General features: G+C 57.0%; 11 protein-coding genes and 1 pseudogene. All 12 read right to left on the bottom strand.

Annotated elements, in window-relative coordinates:
* Positions 1 to 205: 205 nt before the first annotated feature.
* Positions 206 to 3,862, bottom strand: coding sequence for a transporter substrate-binding domain-containing protein (locus tag ACTJKT_RS01135; protein ID WP_440786058.1), 3,657 nt, complete (start codon positions 3,860 to 3,862; stop codon positions 206 to 208).
* Between the two features lie 250 nt (positions 3,863 to 4,112).
* Positions 4,113 to 4,532, bottom strand: coding sequence for a C40 family peptidase (locus tag ACTJKT_RS01130; RefSeq protein WP_440786057.1), 420 nt, complete (start codon positions 4,530 to 4,532; stop codon positions 4,113 to 4,115).
* A gap of 216 nt (positions 4,533 to 4,748) precedes the next feature.
* A pseudogene (locus ACTJKT_RS01125) lies at positions 4,749 to 4,868 on the bottom strand (hypothetical protein); the annotation flags it as partial.
* 195 nt (positions 4,869 to 5,063) lie between these two features.
* Positions 5,064 to 5,690 carry a response regulator gene (locus tag ACTJKT_RS01120; protein ID WP_440785849.1) on the bottom strand — a complete coding sequence of 209 codons (627 nt, stop codon included), beginning with the start codon at positions 5,688 to 5,690 and terminating at the stop codon, positions 5,064 to 5,066.
* A gap of 195 nt (positions 5,691 to 5,885) precedes the next feature.
* A complete protein-coding gene (locus ACTJKT_RS01115) occupies positions 5,886 to 7,091 on the bottom strand; it encodes an EAL domain-containing response regulator (protein WP_440785848.1) in 1,206 nt (401 codons plus the stop codon).
* Positions 7,092 to 7,155: 64 nt separating this feature from the next.
* Positions 7,156 to 8,874, bottom strand: coding sequence for a TolC family protein (locus ACTJKT_RS01110; RefSeq protein ID WP_440785847.1), 1,719 nt, complete (start codon positions 8,872 to 8,874; stop codon positions 7,156 to 7,158).
* 2 nt (positions 8,875 to 8,876) lie between these two features.
* Positions 8,877 to 10,118 (bottom strand): HlyD family type I secretion periplasmic adaptor subunit, encoded by a 1,242-nt coding sequence (locus ACTJKT_RS01105; protein WP_440785846.1) that lies wholly within the window; start codon positions 10,116 to 10,118, stop codon positions 8,877 to 8,879.
* Complete coding sequence (locus ACTJKT_RS01100; RefSeq protein ID WP_440786056.1) at positions 10,115 to 12,448, bottom strand: type I secretion system permease/ATPase; 2,334 nt, start codon at positions 12,446 to 12,448, stop codon at positions 10,115 to 10,117. Before ACTJKT_RS01100 ends, ACTJKT_RS01105 begins: the two co-directional genes overlap by 4 nt.
* Positions 12,449 to 12,864: 416 nt before the next feature.
* Positions 12,865 to 13,506, bottom strand: coding sequence for a trypsin-like peptidase domain-containing protein (locus ACTJKT_RS01095; RefSeq protein ID WP_440785845.1), 642 nt, complete (start codon positions 13,504 to 13,506; stop codon positions 12,865 to 12,867).
* A 225-nt stretch (positions 13,507 to 13,731) separates the two neighbouring features.
* On the bottom strand, positions 13,732 to 14,637 hold the full coding sequence (locus tag ACTJKT_RS01090; protein ID WP_440785844.1) for an OmpA family protein: 906 nt from the start codon (positions 14,635 to 14,637) through the stop codon (positions 13,732 to 13,734).
* 345 nt (positions 14,638 to 14,982) lie between these two features.
* The gene (locus ACTJKT_RS01085) at positions 14,983 to 15,891 is read right to left on the bottom strand and encodes an OmpA family protein (RefSeq protein WP_440785843.1); all 909 of its coding nucleotides are present in this window, start codon (positions 15,889 to 15,891) and stop codon (positions 14,983 to 14,985) included.
* A 117-nt stretch (positions 15,892 to 16,008) separates the two neighbouring features.
* Positions 16,009 to 22,164 (bottom strand): Ig-like domain-containing protein, encoded by a 6,156-nt coding sequence (locus ACTJKT_RS01080; RefSeq protein ID WP_440785842.1) that lies wholly within the window; start codon positions 22,162 to 22,164, stop codon positions 16,009 to 16,011.
* Positions 22,165 to 22,400 lie beyond the last annotated feature (236 nt).

Genomic DNA, 22,400 nt, shown 5'->3' with positions numbered 1-22,400 from the left:
CGGACCTTTTGAAAATGTCAAGCCCTTTCTGCGCAGATGGTCATGCAGGAAAACAATATTCATTCCCTTCAACTGTCCAGCCATAAGCCCCCCCCGGCTCGAGATCCTGGCCTTTGGTGATGTTGTCCCTACTAAGCATTGCGCTGCAACATACGCAGGCAGCCTGCCTCCTGACACCCGGAGCAGGCACTGAGTCAGTAATCCATCACAGGTTAGGGGTTGCTAACGCCAACATGGCAAGTAGCTCCTCCTCCATCTCCAGGATGGTCTGTTCCAGCGCAGTGACCCGGTCCTGAATCACCTCGCCAGGCAGCATCTGCGAACATGCCTGTTCCAACTCATCACATCGCTCGATTAGCACTTGCGCATTGACGACTTTAGCGCCCCCCTTAATCTTGTGCGCCATCCCACTCAGAAGTGAAATGTCGGGATCCTTGGCCATCATGCGCAAACTTCCGAGATCATCCCTGTTGCTTTGCATCAGATCGTTGAGAAGGCGCACCACCAGCTCCGGGTCTCCGCCGGTCAGATGCCGCAATCTGTCAATACCGAATGGCGCATCCTTCATCTCGGTCATCGCTTGTGCCGGTAGCTTGTCGGGATGGCCCCATAGGCGCTGATTCAGTTCGGCCAGACTGATCGGTTTGAACAGGCAATCATCCATTCCTGCAGCCCTGCAACGCTCACGCTCTTCCGGTTGGGCGTTGGCGGTAAAACCAAAGATCAGGCAGGGAGCCAACTGGCGTTCCTGCTCCTGCTGCCGGATGATTTTCGTCAACTCGTAACCACTCATCAATGGCATATTGCAGTCGGTGATTAACACATCGAAGCGATGGGCCTGCCAGAGGCGCAACCCCATGACCCCGTCCTCGGCTTCCCGGACCTTATGCCCGAGGAAACTTAGTTGTTTACTCAATAACAGCAGGTTTGCCGGATAATCATCCACCACGAGCACCCTGAGCGAGCGCGATGCTGAGGGCGGGAGGGCCTCATTGATTTCTGCTGGATTCGCGATGTCATCCAGCTGTATCAGGTTCAGCGTGACATTAATCGTCGTACCCTGCCCCTTAGTACTGTGCATGTCGAGTTTGCCCCCCATCATTTCGCACAAGGTGCGACTGATCACCAAGCCCAGTCCGGCACCTTGCCGAGCCGACTGAACACTACCTGCGGCCTGGGCAAACGGCTTGAACAGACGTTGCAGATCCTCGAGGGAGATTCCGATCCCCGTGTCCTCGACCCGCAGCCTGACATTCAGCTCTGCCGGATTATCGGACGATTCGCAGTGCAGGCTGATCAACACTTGCCCCTGCTCGGTGAACTTGATGGCATTGCTCAGCAGGTTCGACAGAACCTGCTTAAAACGCAGGGGATCGATCAGCACATCGCCCTGGATGCGAGGATTGATCTCCACGTTGATACACAATCCCTTCTGCCTGGCAATACCATCGAATACCCGCACAACCGCCTCGATCAACTCACGCAGATTGGCCCGCTCTGGGCTCAAGCTCATCTTGCCAGTCTCGATTCGGGCGATGTCGAGGATATCGCCAATCAGGTCGAGCAGGCCGTTGGCCGAGTTGAACGCAACCTCCAGCGCAAAACGGTCAAGCTGCCCCTGGTCGGCCTTCTTGAGCGCCATCTCCAGCATGCCGATTACCGCATTCATCGGCGTGCGGATTTCATGGCTCATGGTTGCCAGGAAAGTCGTCTTAGCCCTGCTCGCTTCTTCCGCCTGCTCCTTGGCGCTACGCAGTTCCTCCAGCAAGTACTTGCGCTCACTGATATCGATCCAGCCGCCGATGATCCCCTTGATCTCCTGCCTGGCATCTCGATAAGGCAGGATCCAATGGTGGATGCTGTGCAATTGCCCATTGGCTCCAATGTGGAACTGATTGTCCTGAATCAAGGCTTCACCCGACGCCATCACCCACTGGCAGTCGGACTTATAGGTTTCGACTTCTTCCGCATAGGTCAGCAGGCTGGCCGTGACCTGCCGGCCCAATACTGTCTCGCGGCTGACGCCGAACGCCTCCAGGTAACTGTTATTGCAGATCAGCAAACTCCCCTGACGGTCTCTGACATAGATCGGATGTGGCGTACCGTCGATCAGCGTATGCATGAACGCCAACTGGTCTTCCAGAGCCTGCTCGGTGCGCAGGCGTTGCCTGATCTCCCGACGCTGGTAAGTGATCCAGAATAGAAACGCCAGTAGCAGCAACGCCGCACCACCAATGATCTGCATAATCAGCGAACGATAATCCTGCCAGTAGTTATCGCTGATCACTGCGTTGGTGCGCCAACGGTTGGTCAAGCTCATCATCTCCTCTGGAGGAATGCTGAGAAGGGCCTTGTCCAGAATTGAATGCAACTCCTGCGCACTCTGGTCCGTAGCAAACGCAGTCGTAGCGGGCACCTCACCTACTGTTGACACCGCCCTCAGTTGGCCGCTGAAGAGACGGTTGGTGAAATAGTTAGAGCTGATCAGTGAATTGACAGCCGCATCGGCACGCCCCTGCGCCACCAGTTCCATGGCGTTCAAAGCATTGTCAACCTCGACCAATGTGATCGTCGGGTAGCGACTTTTGAAGTAGTCGGTCAAAGGGTGTTCGTGAATCAGTGCCAAGCGCTTGCCTGACATTTCCTCAATACTGCTCGGGCTCCCCGGACGTGTACTGCTGACCAGCACAAAGGAGTTGGCCAAATACGGCCGTGTGAATGTCAGAAGTCGCTCCCTGGGCTCGCTACGGCTTAATGCGCCGATCAGATCCGCCCTGCCCTGTTGAACATCCTCGATCATTTCCTGAACCGAGTCGGCTACTCGCGTTTCGAACTTCAAGCCCGTGCGCAAGCTGATTTGTTCCAGCAAGTCAGCTGTCACCCCACGGAATCGCTTGTCCGAGTCGAAAAAAGTTAATGGCGCATAGCTATTATTGATCACCACACGCACCACCGGATGTTCTTTGATCCAACGTTGCTCTGCGGGGCTCAGTTTCAATCTGGTATGGCTGAACAGGGTGCTGGTGCTACCCCCACTCCAGCGCCGCAGAATATTCAGCCGGTCGTTCTCCGAAATAACCTTGAGCCCGGAGTCGACCAGCCGCTGCAACGTTTGGTTTTCCTTGAGCATGGAAAAGGAGAAATGCTTCAGGTCCATTCTGGAGAAGCGTGAGAGTTGAACCGTATTCAGATAGTTTTTACTGATCAGATAGTCCGCACTGATGATATCCCCCAGATAGGCATCCGACTGGCCAAACGCGACAGCGGCGATTGCAATCTGAATCGACGGGTAAAGACGCAGATCAGCATGGGGATACAACGCTCTGACATCCTGTTGCGGCAGATAGTGATAGACCATTGCCAGCTTTCTTCCAGATAGGTCTTCCTTCTCCGGACTTGCATCGTCAACCCGGGTGACGATCACCGGTTGATCATCGGCATAGGGCTGGCTCAATATGATTCCGGGGGTGGCTGCTTCATAATTGTTGGAGCTGCCCAGTAGATCTATTTGCCCTTGGAGCAACGCCTGAACAGCCCCCTCCCGAGTGGCATAACGATAAACTTCGACCTCAACCCCCAGTAGCTTGGCTAGTATCCCCATATAGTCGGCAGTGATACCTTCGTACTCACCCTCACTGGTACTGATATCGAAGGGTGGATAGTCTGGAGAGGAGGTCCCTAACCTAAGCACCTTATTGAACCGAAGCCATTGCTGATCATCCGTACTCAGTTGCAGGTTCTGGCTGCTCAGCTCAGAACGGCCGAGCAAATTTAGCCGCTGCGGCGTCACCTCAGCAGCCCAGGCCAGAGGTAACAATTGCAAGCACAACAACAGTAGACACGCACCCCAGCGACCCAGCATAGAACCTCGCAGCAGAATAGAGATTGGACAGCTTGCATCGCGTAAAAACAACATCACTTTCGCTCAACGAATAGCGCTGACTTCCTGCACCTGCGCTCTCTACGCCATGAGTGAGCACTGACCAACAATAAGATAGACATCCTAAGTCAGTCTTGTAGCAGAATCACAACTTTTCAACAAAGCCGCCCACCTTCTCGGTATTGGAGATTTGGCCGTCGTTTCTTCGTAGGGGAAAAATGCTTGAATGGCGTCAGTGAAAACGCTTGGCGGTAAGGAAACTCTTCCCCCAATATTTGTTGCTCAGCGAATCGATACGAATAGTTTTCCCTGTTCGAGGAGCATGAATAAAACGATCGCCACCAATGTAGAGACCAACATGTTTCATACGGCTGCCGCCGTTGTGCCTGAAGAATACCGCATCCCCAGACTTGAGATCGCGTCGGGCAATCGTTCGGGCGTTTGATTGCAGCATTGACGTAGTCGTTCTGGGGATATGCACCCCTGCCTCGGTACGAAACAGGTAAACCAGCAGACCACTGCAATCAAACCCCTGGCTGACGGAGGTGCCCCCCCAACGGTAGGGGATGCCAATCAATTGATGGGCACGACCTATCATTTTGCCTATTCGCTTGGATGAATGAGCGGCCTTGGATTTTTGCTTTATTTGTATCGACTTTTCAGGTGCCTCATATTTTGGGCTGGCAAACGAACAACTTTCGCACCAAAAACCAAATATAACGATAAATATAAACTTCAACACGGCGAATACCAAAGAGCTCAAAAAAATAAGGCTCAATGGTATTTAGAGAAAGAGTGCTATCGAATGAGACTTGTCTTATTCGATAGCAAAATATGCTTTTGATGCGACGAGCGGAACTAGGGTTAGCTATTGATTGATAGATTTTATGCCCGATCGCCAGTTCACAGGAGTAGCCACCGAGTGTTTGGCATTCAATTGAAGTGAATCGAGCAAGCGCAGTACCTCGTCGAAATTACGCCCAGCACTCGTCAGGTGCTCGTCATCAATTTAATGACAACATCTATACAAAAATTAGTAGCTCCGGCGACCATAAACCTTGGGACTTATCTCAAGTTCCACCAGGCAGTCATCTCTTTTTTTGACGCTTATGAATGGTCCCCTCCCTCGCCCACATCAAAGATGTCTATTTTAAGAGTTATTCTGAGTCGATGTTTTTCTTTTTTATATCAGGGAATGGCGCTTTGCCAACTCCGCAAGTTCGATCACACTCTGGAGATTCAGCTTGTCGAGGATATTGGTTTTATGAGTGCTGATGGTCTTGTTACTAAGCATCAGCATCTCGCCGATGTCCTTGTTGCTCAACCCTCGAGCCAACTGCTGCAGAACTGACAACTCTCGATCAGAAAGACGACTGAGCAAATCGGCTTCCGTGGCCTCGGTATCTGCTGCGCGCACCGAGTTGAAGCTCAGACTGGGAAAGTAGTTATAGCCCTTCATGATCGCCCGTACTGCACTCGATAACTCATTGAGATCCTCGGCCTTGTACATGTAACCGGCGGCACCAGCCTGCATACAGCGATGGGAGAAAAAGCTCGGCGACTGAGAGGTTAACACCAGGATTTTCAAGGACTGCCGCATGGCATGCAGACGGCCAATGACCTCAAGTCCGTCAAGCTTCGGCAGACCGATATCAAGGATCAGAAGATCGGGTTCGAGTTCTCGGGTCATCTGTACGGCATCCACTCCATTCCCGGCCTCTCCCACCACCTCATAACCTTCGCGCTCCAGTAACACTTTTACCGCTAAACGGATAACTGGGTGATCGTCGACAATCAATGCCTTGTACATAAAGACTCCTGATCCTGTTTCCCTATTGGTAATGGCAAGCGCAGGCTTCGGGCGAAGCACGGCATGTTGTATATCGCTATGCCTTGATGACAACCCGTTTGTCGAGAGCATGACCGCGGAGCATCGACGCTGCGACGAGCAGCACTCATCATATCGGCCCCACGGAGGAGAATCTGTGCGTCTGTCCATATTTTGCTAACTGCTGCGGCGATGCCATTCATTTTTTTCAAAGAACCACGCCACCAGCTCTGCCCCGCTCATGGGGCGGGCATACAGATAACCTTGCCCCTGCGTGCAGCCCATTTGCGCCAAACGACGGCATTGTTCGATGCTTTCGATGCCTTCGGCGACTACCCGGATATTCAAGGCCTTGGCCAACGCTAGGGTGCTATCGATGACCGCCTGGCAACGGGGCTTGTACAGCATGCCCTGAACGAACTCCGCATCCAGTTTGATCTCATTGAAGGGCAATTGGCAAAGCCGCTGCTGCGACGAAAACCCCGTACCGAAATCGTCGATGGCTAGCCCGCAGCCCATCATGCGCAGGCGAATCAAGGTCTCTAATGCGACCACCGAGGTTTCCAGCAAACCACATTCAGTCAATTCGAATACCAGTCTGGAAGCAGGTAAGCGATGCAGGTGCAATGATGCCTGGATTCGAGCGCACAGGTCGTGGCTGGCCAATTGCGAAACATCCAGGTTGAACGCAAGTTCGAGGGGCAGCCCAAAGTCCTGGAACAGGCGTTGCAGAGTCAATCCCTGCTCCAGTAACCCGTAGAACAACTCATTCCACAGACCGCAACGCGCGATCACGGGCAGGAAGGTTGCTGGCAACTGGATGCTCAGTTCTGGCCGAACCCAACGCACCAGGACCTCAGCCCCCTCGACCACACCACTGTGCAAATGAAACTTGGGTTGGTAATAGGCCCGAAACTCGTTACGTGCCAATCCCTGTCGGACCTCGGTTTCGGTGGGTATATCTGGCACTCGCATGGTCGATGCCCCCTCCTCGGAACTCAGCCGAACACACTTTGCCAGGAGCGGCTGCAATAGCTCTAAACGCAAGGGCTTGCCGATATCGCCAAGCATCTCCAGGCCAAGCAAGGTCACCATCTCTTGCACGCCTCGGCGCAAGTCCAGCGCTAGCTCACTACAGATAATCACCGAACATATCAATCCTGCCTGCCCGGCAAGACGTAGGAACTCAAGTCCGTCCATACCCTTCATACGCAAATCGCATAACACCAGATCCGCGGCGCCACCGTCCTTGAGCATCGACAGCGCCTGCGCGCCGTCGGCGGCGGCACGTACATCATGATGCCCCAGGTAATTGAGCGTCTTCACCGCGACCGAACGCTGGAAGGCATGATCTTCGAGTACCAGAATCCGTAAGGCTGACATCAGTGCCCCCTTACGGCGCGCAAGCTGAAACAGAGCACGGTCGCGTCTGCCAACCCAAAGCTGCTCATTGCTGAGAGCCTCGCAGCCAGCCAGTCAATGCCCCCGCCCCGGCATATTGCCGAAAGATCGCCTGATAGCCATCAAAACGATTGGTGATTTCGCTGACCTGGTTACCGTAGTGATCGTTCTCCGCGGTCAATACATCCAGCAGGGTACGCTTGCCCAAGTGGTACCACTGTTCGTAAAACGCCAGGCGGATACGTTCCGACTCGACGGTCAAGTCACGATAGAGCTCGGCCCGCTCCAGCAAGGTACGAGCATCATGATCGGCCGTACGGATCCGGTATTCCAGATCCAGGCGTTGCTGCTCGGTCTCCTGCCGGCTAGCTTCGGCACGCTGCAGCGCCGCGCGCTCCGAGGCCCGTGACGAGCCACCGCGAAAGGCACCCCAGGTCACCGACAATGAAGTCTGCCAGGGCTGTTCCCGACCCAGAGCGTCATCGGCTGTGGTTTTGCTAATCACCCAGTTCAACTGCGGCAGCGAAGAAGAACGCACCACCTGCGCCTGCAGTTCAGCCGACTCAGTCTGCGCCTTGGCCTGATGGATAGTCGGATGATCCTCAGTCCTTCCCAGCAAGGCATCGAGATTGGCCAGACGAATATTCCATTCCTTGGTTCGCGGGATCATGAGCGGTCGTTCACCCACCAGCTTGCGCAGATTGATTTCCGCATCCCGCGCTCGCGTCTGAGCCGTGTCGCGGGCCGCCTGCGCCTGCAACAAGCGCGCTTTGGCCTGGGTCAGTTCGCTGGCCCGCCCTTTATCCACCGCAACGATACCGGCAAGCATCTTGACCAGTTCATCCATACGGTTGACGAATTGCTGGCTGATATCGATGATGATGCGCTGCTTACCTAACTCGACCATAGTGGTCGTCACGTCATAGGCCGAACTCTCCAGTTCTGCTTCGATGCCCGAACTGGCGGCCTTGGACAGGTACTTGCGGCTGTCGATGGTTTTGCTGATCCTACCCCAGTCATAGATAGGCGTGATCACATTCAGGTTGACGCCGCCACTTCCCCCGGACTCGTTCTCCGAGCCTGAACCGAACTGCGCTGCCTTGGACTGGGTGCCGATATCCACTTGCGGCCAACGCTGTCCCTTGGCTTCGTCAACATCGGCTTCGGCAGCCTCGTATTCGGCCTGTGCCCGTTGCACCTGTGGGCTGCGTTCAGCAGCAGCTTGTATCGCGCGAAAGAACATCTCTCTCAACTCCACTTCCGATGGTCCAGGAGCCAAGCCTTTTCTTGCCGCCAGACGTGGTGGCAGCGCTGCCGTGGCCAGGGCCGACACCCCCGGAACCTCTTCCCTGGAATCCACTACAAGCGGCGCAGCCTGCACCCGCTCCGGCTGAACACGCGGCGTCGCAACTGCCTGCGTTCGTCCGGCTTGAGCGTTACCGGCTTGCACCCTGGCAGGCACCGACGATGGCTGCGCCCTAGTGAATTGCAATTGTTCGTCATTCGCTGTCATAGGCTTACCGGCCTTTCTCGGCGTTCTTTTTGCCGCGACTGCGGTTGACGTGGCTGGAGCAAGGTTTTGCGCCGGCGCAACGTTGGGCGCGACCGAGGTAAAGACCAGAAGATCGGCCTGAGTAGGCATGGAATACAGATGAATCGAAAACAAAGCCGTTGCAGACCAGACGGCAGGCATCCGGAAAAAACGCGTAAAAGGTCCTGCTGCCAAGCGGCTTGACCGCGTGCAGTGCTGATGAATCTGAGTCATGGTTATCGTTCCCGGAAGGCCTCACGCGCCTTGAGCACGGGCTTGAGCAAGTAATCAAGAATGGTCTTTTCGCCGGTACGGATCTCCACCGAGGCGACCATTCCCGGAATGATCGGCAAGGCCTTTCCTGCGGCATTCAGTTCACTGCTGTCAGTCAATACCAGCACCCGGTAGTAAGTATCGTCGGGGCGACCGGCCGCAGCCTTCTGATCGTCTTTAAGGGTGTCCGGGCTGATGTGCTCGACAGTACCTTTTAGACCACCATAAATGGCGTAGTCATAGGCGGTGATCTTTACCGTCGCCGGCAAGCCCGGATGCAGAAACGCGACATCCGAGGGTCTGATCTTGCCCTCCACCAGCAGTTGCTCTTCGAGCGGCACGATTTCCAAAATGTGCTCGCCAGGCTGGATTACCCCACCGATGGTATTAACCCGCACGTTCTTCACCGTACCGCGCACCGGCGCGGTAATGGTGGTGCGATCCACCACGTCGGCACGTCCCACCAGATTTTCGCTGATCTGCGACAACTCCAGTTCCAGCTTGGTCAGTTCCGAGTTGGCATCGGCCTGGAACTTGTTGATGCGCTCAACGATCTGCGACTTGATCTCGTTAGCCTGGCGCTGAATGCGCAGTAACTCTACTTCGGACATCAGGCCCTTGGCGGCCAACGGCTCGGCCAGGCGAATTTCCCGGGTGGACAGTGCATAGCTGCGCTGCAATGCACTGACGCTCTCGTCCAGGGCGCGTTTACGGGCGGTGTAGGCTCGCGTTTCCTGAGCAATGACGGCCGGGTCCTGCTTGACTATCTCCTCGAACTCCAGCGGTTGCTGGTAAGCCTCAGAGCGCAAGCGGGTAATAGTGGCCTTGAGGCCTATCACCTTGGACAACGCCTCGCGATAGCTGGACTGAGCGCGCGTCGGGTCGATCTTGAGCAGGACTTCGCCCTTCTCCACCACGGCACCTTCGCGTACGTTCATTTCGGCGAGGATGCCGCCCTCCAGACTCTGAATCACCTGCTCGCGGCTCAGGGAAATAACCTTCGCCTCTCCTTGAGTGATTTCCTCCACCCGGGCGAATGCAGCCCAAAGCAGACCGCCCACCAGCACTGCGGCGATAAGGTAAAGAACCAGTTTCGAGCCTGGGGTCGTCTGGGTGAGTAACGACTCTTGCACATCATTCATGAAGGCTGCATCTCCTGGCTCCAGGGCCGAGGAAGCTTCGCGGCGTAACAACTTGCTGATCACTGTCCTGTCTCTCTATGCGCGGTAACGGACTTGGCATTCGCCGGGGCTGATACCGAGTGTGTCTTGTGCCCTTCTTCGGCAGTTCCCAGTGTGGAAACCGGACGCGGCGGACCGACCTTGACCTTCTGCGGGCGTGCCGCCGGCTGCACCTGGGTGGCATTGGCATCCGGATTGCCCGATAGGCTCGCGAGGATTTTCTCCTTGGGGCCATCGGCGACCACCTTGCCGTCATCCACCACCACGATGCGTTCGACCAAGGCCAGCAACGACGGTCGATGGGTCACCACCACCACAGCTTGCCCCTCGGTGGCGCGTTTCAGATGTTCGAGAAACAACGCTTCGCTCTGCGTGTCCATCGCACTGGTTGGCTCGTCGAGCAGCAGCAGCTTGGGGCGTGCGAGCAGGCTACGCGCCAAGGAAACCAATTGCCGCTGACCGCCGGACAAGCCCTCGCCCATCTCGCCGATCGGCAAGTTGATGCCCTTAGGGTGCCTGGCCGCCACCCGGTCCAGACCGGTCAAGCGCAGCACTCGCAGGAACTCGTCTGCGGTCGATTCGGGCCGGCCGATCATCACATTCTCTCGCAGCGAACCGTAGAACAGCCGGGCATCCTGCCCCACGTAACCGACAGCCTTGCGCCAGTCGGCCGGATCGATCTGATTGACATCCAGACCGTCGGTGAACATCTGGCCTTTGACCGGCGAATACAAACGCGCCATCACCCGCAAGAGGGTCGATTTGCCACTGCCGATACGCCCGAGAATGGCCACCCGCTCACCGGCCCGAATTGACAGGTTGATGTCCTGTAGGACCGGTGGATTGGGTTGCATGGGCGGTGCTGGATAGGCAAAGGCCACGCCCTTGAGGGTGAGCTGCCCGGACAGCGACGGCTTGGCCAGGTACTCGCGATCCGCGTCACGGTCCACCGGCATGTCCATAAGTTTGTTCAACGACTGCAAGGCCGCCTTGGCCTGCTGGAAACGCACCGCCAGGCCGATCACCTGGCCCAGCGGCGCGGTGGCGCGACCGGCGAGCATTACCGTGGCGATCAACGCGCCCATGGTCAGGTCGCCGGCATCGATCAGGTACACTCCGATAATGATCAGCGCCACGGTCTGCAGTTGCTGCAGGAAGGCCACTACCCCAGTGGCGATGCTGGAGAGCTGGCGCGACTTCATCGAAGTCGCCGCCGACAGCGCACTGAAGGTCTCCCAGCGGCGCTGCATGTAAGCTTCGCCACCGATCGCCTTGAGGGTTTCCAAGCCCTCTACCGACTCGACCAGCACCCCCTGCTTGAGCGACGACTCACGCAGGTTCTCTTTCATGGTCCGCGCCAACGGCCACTGAATGATCACACTGATCAGCAGGATCAGAGGAATCAACAGCAAAGGGATCCAGCCCAAGGGCCCACCAATGACAAAAATCACTCCGACGAACATCAGCACGAACGGCAAGTCCGAGATCGCAGCCAGAGTCGCGGAGGTGGCGAAGTCACGCACCGACTCGAACTCACGCAGCTGGTTGGCGAACGAGCCCGAGGAAGCCGGCTTGTGCTCCATCTGGATCGACAGCGCCTGGCGGAACAACATCGTGCCGAGCACCAGATCGGCTTTCTTACCAGCGACATCGAGCAAATGGGCACGTACATAACGGGCCACAGCCTCGAACACCATCGCCACGGCGACGCCGATGCCCAACGACCACAGCGTGACAAACGCCTGGTTGGGCACTACACGGTCGTACACGTTCATGGTGAAAAAGATGCTAGCCAATGCCAGCACGTTGATCAGCACGGCACCAATGGCCGCACTGCGGTAATACCGGCGATAGCGCCACAGGGTGCTCAGCAGCCAGTGACCGGCCGCTTGTGGGGCCTGCTCACCGGCGCGGGTGTCGACCTTGGCTCGCGGCTTCACCAGCACGGCAAAACCGGTGTACATCTGATCCATGTCAAGCTGGCTGACTTCGACCGCTTCGCTGCCCACCTCAGGCAGCACAATCTGATAGATGAAGCTGCGCTTGTCTTCTGCCTGCGGATCACGTCGGCGCCCCAGTAGAATGCAACCACCCTGCTCCTTGCGCAGCAGCACCATGGGCATCAACTGGGTCGGTAGCAGTTGGGCTTGGCGTTCGATCAAGCCGGCAGACAGACCGGCATTCGACAGCGCCGCCAGCGCCAGTGAAGGCGACAACAGCCCGCCCTTGGGCAGGCCTGCGGTCAAGGCTTCCGGGGTTTTGCCAAAGCCATAGTGGTCGCATATCCAGGACACGCTTTGCAACAGCGTGTCCTGAATACGGGTTGGCGGCGCAGGCACAGCCTGATCCTCCATGCTTGAGCTGACAGGCATGTCAGTAGCCATCGCAAGGGTCCTGGGTCGAGGTCGGAGCCGCCTGACGGCGAGTCGACAGAGTTGAGGGCTTCCAAGCGTCACTTTGTGAGCCTGGCTATCGCCTGACCAATACGGTCGGCGACCTTGAAGCTGATAAGAGGATTCTGACTCTTAGCCTCTATCGACAGAACAAGACTTGTCCCAAAAGCCACAGGCCACGTGTTGCACGGACCGGTATTCGCCACAGTTTTTGTAGTCGCTGCCGAAGGTTACACAGGATGGCGAAGCTCTCGTATTTAAGATCGACGCGGTTTATCCGGCAGAACATTGCACGTAGTTTTACGACGACTGCACCCGAACACAAACCGCCCCGGGCGCAGACTTTGCCAGTGGATACAAATAGGGTGTAGACAAACTCAGTGACGAGCCGTCACTAGCCTGGCCTTCAGGCTGCGGCTGTAGGTTTCCCACTCCTTGCGGATCACGTCATAGGGCAAGTACAAGCTGAGCCGCTCGCTGGACTTCAGATCGCCGAATGCTGGAGCCCCGCCGAACAGCATACCCACGGTAATGCCAAGCACTGCGCCATCACGACCGTACACCGGGCCGCCCGACATGCCTTGCACTATCGGTCCGTCGTGTACCGCGTAGGCTGTCGGATCGCTGCTGTTGCTCAACCTGACCCGCATGCTCTTGGCTATGCCCTCGCCCTTGAGATCCATCAATATCGGGCTGAACCCCACCGCCGTGACCGGCTCTCCGAGAACAGAATCACGCCAGAGTGGGACCGGCCCCTCGGCCGGGTGCCGAATAAACACCATGTCGCAACCGGAACTGCAGTGGTAGGCCACATCCGGTAGCAACGGAATGTGCCCTACAGTCACCGCGTAATCCTGGTTCCACTGCACGGCACTACCCTGAAATAAATAAGGTAACGGAAAACCCGAATTGACCGTGAAATGACCACGCCAGGCATCATCGCCGCAAAGCGGACGAGGAATGCCGTTGCACCCCACCAACAGCAGCGGCGCGAATACCCAGACCAGGTGTGTTTTCATCGATGCGGCTTCCATGACGAGCGTTGAGCAGTGGTGACAACGGGAGCTTACGCCTCTCAATGTCCGACCGTTCCAACCAGCTTAGAACCTGCATGAAAATATGAAGCGACTTTACGTAGAAAGTCGGCAGCGGCGATGGATGAAAATCGTCCGACCGAAAGCAAAAAAAAGCCCCGTCGGTCCACGCTCGACGGGGCAATGGGGAAATATCCCCCCTAGAGAGGGCTATTGGCTGCGACGACTCAAGTCAACGCGCAGCACGACTCTGCGGTTCGGCGCATAACAGGGGATCTGCTCGGTCCGACTACCGTAACAACTGTGTACCAGCGGCTCGCGGCTGCCGGCACTGGTGGCGTTGATGATCGACTCGGGCAAGCCGTTGTCGATCAATAACTGACGGACCGTGGTCGCCCGCTGCAGACCCAGCAACTGGTTCTCGGCCTCATGGCCGATCGGATCAGTATGCCCCACCACCTGGACCTGACGGATCTGCGCGTCATCGCGTTGCAACTCCTTGAGCCACTGCGCGATGGCACGGTGCCCGGCGGCGGAAATATCCCCATAAGCTGCTTTGCCGAAGGCGAACAGCACGTCGCTGGACAAGGTGTAATCCTTGTAGAGTGCATCGTCGTCCAGGTAGTCGTAGTGACGACAGGCTTCCACCGTCTCTGCCCGTGACAGCGCGTGAACCTGGGCGCGGGTCTCGCGCAGTTCGCGCTCCGCCTCGTCACGTTTCACCGGCAACGGAAAGGTGGTGCCGTCCTCGCGCACGCGCAGGTAGTAGGTTTTGCCTCCCAGCAGCGAGGCCTGGTACAGATCCGTGCTTTTGCCCAAGTAACGCGGTGCGTCATCCAGATAGGCCCCCAGGGTATGGGTGCCGGGAGCCAGACAAAAACGTGTGTAACCACCCGGCAGCAGACCGGTATGGAACTGCCGGTCGACATAGATATGCGCCGCCCCCACCCGCTGGGTGCCGCCGGTCGTGCGGTAATACACCACCTGCACCTGGTCGACGCCCACCGGCGGCAACTCCTGGTAACGGTGGTCGAAGACCTTCCCGGGTATTTCCCCGGTCTTGGGCTGTTGCGCCAGCAACGGCGGGCAGCAGAACAGAGTCGCCGCGAATATCACGACGACCCTCTTATCAATTGTTTTGAACATCATCATGGATTCGCTATGGCGGCCGGTCATCCGAGCCGGCACGAACTGAATGGATCAGGGGGCGACGGCCTACCCTGGTGGCTGAACGGCCATCGGTGATGTCCCGAGTACAGAAGCCTTGCGATATTTTCAGAGCATTGAGAGCAGATCGACATAAGAACCGTCTCAAAAACTCAGCAAGCCGGGTGATAACCGTCAGACAAGGCGACACAGGGTCTGTAACCACGCACTGCAAACACCCTAACTCACGAGGATAAAAAACCGCCTCCCTTCCAAGCGAAAGGCGGCGGTTATTTATGCCGCGGTTATGTCGGATCAGAGTTGCTCAGGAGTCTCGACCCGTACTACCACCCGGCGGTTCGGCGCGTTGCACTGCACTTGCTCGCTTTTACTGCCGTAGCAGTCCTCGGTCACCGGCTCATGACTACCGGCGCTGGTGGCGCTGACCACCGAAGCTGGCAGGCCGCCGTCGAGTAGTAGGCGGCGCACGGTTTGTGCACGCTTGAGGCCCAGGACCTGATTGCTCGCCTCGCTGCCGAACGGGTCGGTGTGACCTATCACCTGGATACGCTTGGGCTGGGCATTGTCACTGTTCAACTGGGAGATCAACTCACGAACAGCGGCATAACCACCGGAGGTGATGTCCTGATAACCCGACTTGCCGAAGGCGAATAGCACGTCACCGGACAAGGTGTAGTCCTTGTAAGTAGCGCCCTGCTGGTAACGACAGGATTCCACTGCCGATGCCCGAGACAACGCATGGACCTGCATTCGGCTACCCGCAAGCTCGCGCTCAGCATCCATCCGCGAGACAACCTGCGGAGCGCCGTTGCTGCCGCTGTCGGAACGCAAGAAGTAGGTCTTGCCACCGAGAAACTCCGCCCGGTACATATCGGTGCTTTTGCCCTGATACTGCGGTGCGTCGTTCAGATAGGCCCCCAGAGTATGGTCACCCGGCGCCACACAGAAGGCCGTGAAACCACCAGGCAGCAAACCGGTGTGGAACTCACGATCCACGTAGACATGGGCCGAACCGTTGGCCTGCCCCGGCTGACCGGTGCGGTAGTACACCACTTGGGCCTGACCGCTGGAGACAGCCGCCACCGGCTGGTAGGTCGAAGCAAAAGCTTTTTCTACAGGAGCAGCCTGCACCGTCAGCGGCAGGCCGCAGAAGAGCACCGCGCCACAGAGCGCGGCAGTGATTGTGTTGTTTCGTTTGAACATGGTCATGACTCCACCACGAGCGCCGTTCGACCGGCACTCGGGTATTAAATGAATGGAGAGTTAGGCTGATGAGTTGGTAACCCGAAAGGACGGAGTAATGGCTCTGTCCCGCTTGGTTTACACCAGGTTGGTATGCACCCCGTCCTGCACCAACAACTCGGCACCCAGCGCGGAATGCTGGTACACCTCGTAGGTCACGCCTGCCACAGTCACTTGGCCCTGAGAGGCCCAACTGCCTGGATCGGTATCGCCGATCAGGCTGGATAGGTCGACCACATCACCGGCATCGCCGTTGACCATCATCTGCACCTTGTCTGAGTTGTGGAACAGATTGGTTTCGCCGTGATTGAGCACATCTTCCAGGGACAGCTTGAGGGTGTTATCGCCGGTGCCGGTGAGGTCGATGACTTCGATGGAGGTGAGCTTTGCACCCAGACCGGTTACATCCAATACTTGGTCAGCACCGACCAAAACTAGGGTATCAAGCCCTGCGCCGGCATGAATGGCACCATCCCCACTTTCCAGGCCGGCAGCGTTTTCCAGGGAAAAGATATCGTCTCCAACTGAGCCGTAATAAGCGCCGAACTCATCACCCCCTACCTGATGTTCAGTTGGCGTGTCGTGCCAAACAAAGCCATCGGGCCGCTCAAACTCAAAGTTGTCCATGAACCCCCACTCAGTGGTATGAGCGACAACCTTACCGATCAGAGTTCCTGGGGGGGCCTCATAAGACACCTCATACCCATTTGGATCACCTGGGAAGTTCAACGTTTTGAGTAGATTTCCATCGGTATCGTAAAAGCTATACGAGGCAGCGTTATGCACGTAGTCCGTGGTAAAACTCATCGAGGTACATGGATCATTTGGCGACACTTCTAGTGTGTCGTTTCCACTATAGCCAAAGTACAAGCGTAACCCGGAACCAAAGCCTGGAATTGGACTGGCACCATAGTCACCAATAAAAGTCTGCCCAACCAGAACCTTGACTTGCATGGTATCCAAAACAAGCGTTTCACCTACCCGATACACCGTCCTGTCCGTTGTATCTGTAAAGTCTTCGGTGGTTTTTCCCACAGAAATTGCAATGTACTGAGATGCATTGCCTGCCGAATCCACCAGCGCAGCACTAACACTGAACTCATCAAGAGGTTGTAAGGAAACAGGAACGTCAATCAGTACCTCACCTGCAGCAATATCAGCCTCGGTCAACCGGTAGTCCGCCCGCTGATCGCCGATCATCAGGTTCACCGAGTCACCAACAGACAATTGCGAACCATCGAATACAACCTGAACCGAATCGCTGAAGACCTCGATTTCACTCGGCGCATCCGGTGCCACCGTATCCATCGTCACAGCTTGGCTAGCAGTATTGGCATTACCCGCCAAATCCACGACTCGCGTCTGAATTTCCCAGTCACCGCGATGGCTGTTCTGATCAACAAAACTCCAGATCCCATCTCCATTCAACAGCGCATCCAGCCAAGTGCTACCACCATCGGTAGACACTTGCACTTTTTCACCCGCCGCCAAGGCAGCGCTCAGGTTGCCTTGAATCAATCGCCCCGCCGTACCGTCGTTGGTGACGAAGTCACTGCTGTCGGTGCCGCTGTCTTTGCCCATGCCGGTGACCACAGCCATTGCCTCGGGTGCGGCAGTGTCGACAATCACCGTATGCGGATCGGACTCCTCGCTCTGGTTACCCGCCTCGTCCTCAGCGATGATGGTGAACTTATGCTCACCATCGTTCAGAGGCGGGCTCGGCGTGAAGCTCCAGTTGCCGTCACCATCCACCGGTACACTACCGATCAGTTCGCCTCCGTCGTAGATGTGCACGGTGTCGCCTGGCTCAAGACCACCACCGGTCAGGGTCGGGGTGCTGTCATCGGTATGACCACCATTTTCGACCGGTCCCTGAATGGTGCCCACATCATCCGTAACATCGCCAATCGCCGGCTTGCTTGGCGCTGCTGTGTCGATGACCAGGTTGAACTCGGCGGTCGGTGCGCTTTCACCCGTCGCGGCAGTGACCACAGTTGCGGTGAAGTTATGGCTGCCGTCGGGCAGAGCTGGGTTCGGCGTGAAGCTCCAGCTACCATCAGCGTTTACCGGGGCGCTGCCCAATAGGGCACCGTCCAGATAAATGTTGACACTGGCACCTACGGTGGCCTGACCATGCAAGGTCGGGGTGCTGTCGTCAGTCACGCTGCCGCTGGCCAGATCACCCTGGTTGACGCCTTCGTTGTCCGAGACGTGAGTGATGCTGATCGTTACCGCACTGGTATCGACGGTGAAGTCGATCGGTGAGCTTTCTGGGCTTTGGTTACCAGCGGCATCCACCACTACGGTACTGAAGCTATGCTCGCCATCGACAAGGGCCGGGGCTGGCGTAAAGCTCCAGTTACCGTCGGCGTCCACTGGTACACGACCGATTTCCACGCCATTGTCAAAGATGATCAGGGTGGTGTTCGGCTCAGCTGTACCGGTAAAAGTCGGGGTGCTGTCGTCAGTGGTGTCACCGTCGTTGATCACACCAGTGATCGGACCTACATCATCGCTCAGCTCACGCACTTCCGCCGCTGCTGGCGCCGTGGTGTCCACAGTGATTGGATAGCCACCGGTCGAAGGACTGGTGTTACCTGCCAGGTTGGTGGCGTCTGCGGTAATGGTGTGAGGGCCATCGGCCAGGTCAGTGTCAAAGGTATATTCCCAACGTCCGTCCGACCCCACCAGTGCAGTACCGACGGCAGTACCGTCAACATAGACAGTTACGGTTGCGCCCGCTTCTGCCGTACCTACGATGGTAGGACGGGTGTCATCGGTCACGCCACCAGGCATGACGTTACCCTGCACGTCACCGACATCATCGGTTACACCAATGATTGCCGGTGCCGGTGGTGTGCCACCTGCAATCAGATCGAAGTCAAAGCCATCGGACGGTTCACTGACGTTACCTGCCGCATCCACGGCTTCCACCGTAAGATTATGTCCACCGTTAGCCAGTGGCAGGGTTGGTTCGAACGTCCAGTTACCATCTGCGTCGACGGGTGCGCGACCGATTTCTACACCATTGTCGTAGATGATCACAGTGCTGTTCGGCTCCGCCTGACCACGAATGGTCGGTTGGGCGTCATCGGTGATAGCACCAGGGGCAAGGTTACCCTGCTGGTCACCCTGATCATCGAACACGGAGTCGATAGTCGGCTTGCTGGGTGCACCGGTATCGACGATCACGGTGTGTGGGTCGGACTCTTCGCTGCGGTTGCCCGCTTCGTCTTCGGCGATGATGGTGAACTCGTGCTCACCGTCATTCAGCGGCGGGCTCGGCGTGAAGCTCCAGTTACCGTCAGCATCCACTGGCACGGTCCCGATCAACTCACCATTGTCGTAGATTTCTACCGTGTCACCCGGTTCAAGACCACTGCCGCCAAGCGTTGGAGTGGTGTCATCGGTGATACCACCGTTTTCGACCGAGCCTTGGGTCGCGCCCACGTCATCGGTAACCTCACCGATGGCCGGCTTACTCGGAGCTACGGTGTCGATAACCAGGTTGAAGTCGGCGGTTGGTGCACTTTCGCCGGTCGCGGCAGTGACCACGGTTGCGGTGAAGTTATAGTTGCCATCGGCCAAGGCTGGGTTCGGTGTGAAGCTCCAGCTACCATCCGCGTTTACCGGAGCGCTGCCCAACAAGACACCGTCCAGATAAATGTTGACGCTGGCACCTGCAGTGGCCTGACCTTGCAAGGTCGGAGTGTTGTCGTCGGTCACGCTGCCGCTGGCCAGATCGCCCTGGTTAACGCCTTCGTTGTCGGACACATGCGTGATACTGATAGCCACCGCACCGGTGTCAACAATGAAGTCGATCGGTGCGCTTTCTGGGCTTTGGTTACCCGCGGCATCCACCACCACAGTGCTGAAGCTGTGCTCGCCATCGGGCAGGCCCGGGGCTGGAGTGAAGCTCCAGTTACCGTCAGCGTCCACGGGTACACGGCCGATTTCCACGCCGTTGTCGAAAATGATGAGGGTGGTGTTTGGCTCGGCAGTACCGGTAAAAGTCGGGGTGCTGTCGTCAGTGGTATCACCGTCGTTGATCACACCCGTGATCGGACCAACATCGTCGGTCAGCTCACGCACTACCGCCGCTTCCGGCGCCATTGTGTCTACGATGATCGGGTAGTTACCGGTCGACGGACTGACATTACCTGCCGCATCAGTTGCCGTTGCGGTGATATTGTGCGAGCCATCGGCGAGATCGGACTCAGGCGTGAAACTCCAATTACCGCTGGCGTCAGCCACGGCGGTGCCCAACAGCACGCCGTTGGCATAGATGGACACGGTCGAACCGGCCTGGGCCGTCCCGTTGATGGTCGGCTTGCTGTCGTCGGTTACACCGCCGGGTGAAACGTTACCCTGAACGTCGCCGACATCGTCAGTCACACCGATGATCGCCGGAGCAGTGGGTGCGCCACCTGCGGCTAGGTCGAAATCAAAACCATCGGATGGTTCGCTGACATTACCCGCAGCATCTACAGCTTCAACAGTCAGGTTATGGCCACCGTTGGCCAGTGGCAATTCAGGCTCGAATGTCCAGTTGCCGTCTGCATCGACCGGCGCACGACCGATTTCCACGCCGTTGTCATAGATGATTACGGTGCTGCCAGGCTCGGCCTTGCCACTGATAGTAGGTCGGGCATCATCGGTGGTATCGCCAGGAGTGAGATTACCCTGTTGGTCACCCTGGTTGTCGAATACGGACTCGATAGTTGGCTTGGTCGGAGCACTGGTATCAACGATGATCACATGCGGATCGGATGGTTCACTTTCATTGCCTGCAGGGTCCTTGATCACCACCACGACTTCGTGGCTGCCATCCTCCAGCGGGGTTTCAGGGGTGAATGACCAATTGCCGTCTTCATCGACGATGGTTTCACCGATTGGCTTACCGTCGATGATCACCACTACGGTGTCGCCCGGCTCCAAGCCACCACCGGTGAAGGTTGGTTTGCTGTCATCGGTAAGGCCGCCGTTGTCGATCGGGCCGGTGATGAGACCGACATCGTCGATAACCTCACCGATCACACCTTTTTCCGGTGCGACGGTGTCAACGATGATGGTGTGGGGATCAGACGGCAAACCGGCGTTGCCGGCGGCATCGACGGCCACGGTGGTGAAGACATACTCGCCATCGGCCAAGGCCGGATTGGGCGTGAACGACCAGGAACCATCAGCATTGACAGTAGTTTCACCAATTTTCTCACCATTGGCGTAGACATCGATACGCGAGCCGGCTTCGCCGGTCCCGGTCAGTGTCGGAGTATTGTCATCCGTATGGCCGCCATTGGGAATCGAGCCCTGAACTGCGCCGACATCATCCACTACATCACCAATCGTGGATTTGCCCGGCGCAGTGGTGTCGATGATGAAGTCGAATTCGTCGGAGGGTTCGCTGATGTTACCGCTCGGGTCTTTCTCGACCACAATAATGCTATGCGGTCCTTCAGGCAGTGGATTGGTCGGGGTGAACTCCCAGTTACCGTCTTTATCGACAATGACTTGGCCAATCGGCTTGCCATTGTCTTCGATGATGATGGTGTTGCCTGGTGTACCGGTACCGGTGAAGGTCGGGGTCTTGTCGTCCGTCACACCACCCTTGTCGATCGCCCCCTGGATGCTGCCGACATCGTCGTGGGCACCACCGATGGAAGGAGTCGCGGGAGCAACGGGAACCACACCATTATCACCTCCGCCACCGTTGCCACTATTCTTGTCTTGGTTCTTGCCAATAGCGTACGCCGCACCGGCCAGAGCGAGTGCTCCAAGACCAAGCAGCGCCGGCAGAAAGTTGACCCCTGCCGCAGCTACCAAACCGTTGCCGAAACCCAAGAGCTGGTCCGCCCCCAGCACCTGGGCCGAGGAGTCGCCATCCTTCAGGAAAGCGGCTTCGTGATCCTGCTCGGCGTCGGAAGAGATGTATTCGTAGTAGGCGCCGTCTTCAGCCATACCGACCAGTTGACCGTCACTACCGTAGAAGTCCTCGATGATCAGTTGTGGCTGATCCAGCTCGGTCCCTTCCAGACTCAGATGCAGGTCTTTACCGACCCGCTTGATGGTGACGTTTTCCGGCGCTACACCTTTGTCGCCTTCGGCGAGAATGTAACTGCCGCCACGGACCGCCTTGATCCGTACCGGTTCACCCTGCTTCGTGGTACGAAGCTCCAATGCCTGGGTAATTGTCTTGCCGTCCACTACGGCGATATTCACTGCACTTGGGTTCACGTGCTTTGCCTTTATTAGTCAGGTTGCTCATCACACCGGAATGCCCGGTACGCCTTTCAATCAACCAGGGCATTCCGCTATTCATGGAAGTCCTTGGGATATAAGAATTCTCTTGAAGACACCTGTTCGGAGATATGAGACCTGTCCCAAAACGGTCGACCATCGAGCACCTGGAACATATGCAGATAGCAAAGGTTGGTGAGCGTGTGCCGTGCAGTGTCGTGCCTTTCTGCATA

This window comes from Pseudomonas sp. 22526 (assembly GCF_052044735.1).
Classification (GTDB): Bacteria; Pseudomonadota; Gammaproteobacteria; order Pseudomonadales; family Pseudomonadaceae; genus Aquipseudomonas; species Aquipseudomonas piscium.
The sequence above is the reverse complement of the archived record's forward strand: the minus strand, read 5'-3'. Positions and strand labels throughout refer to the sequence as shown.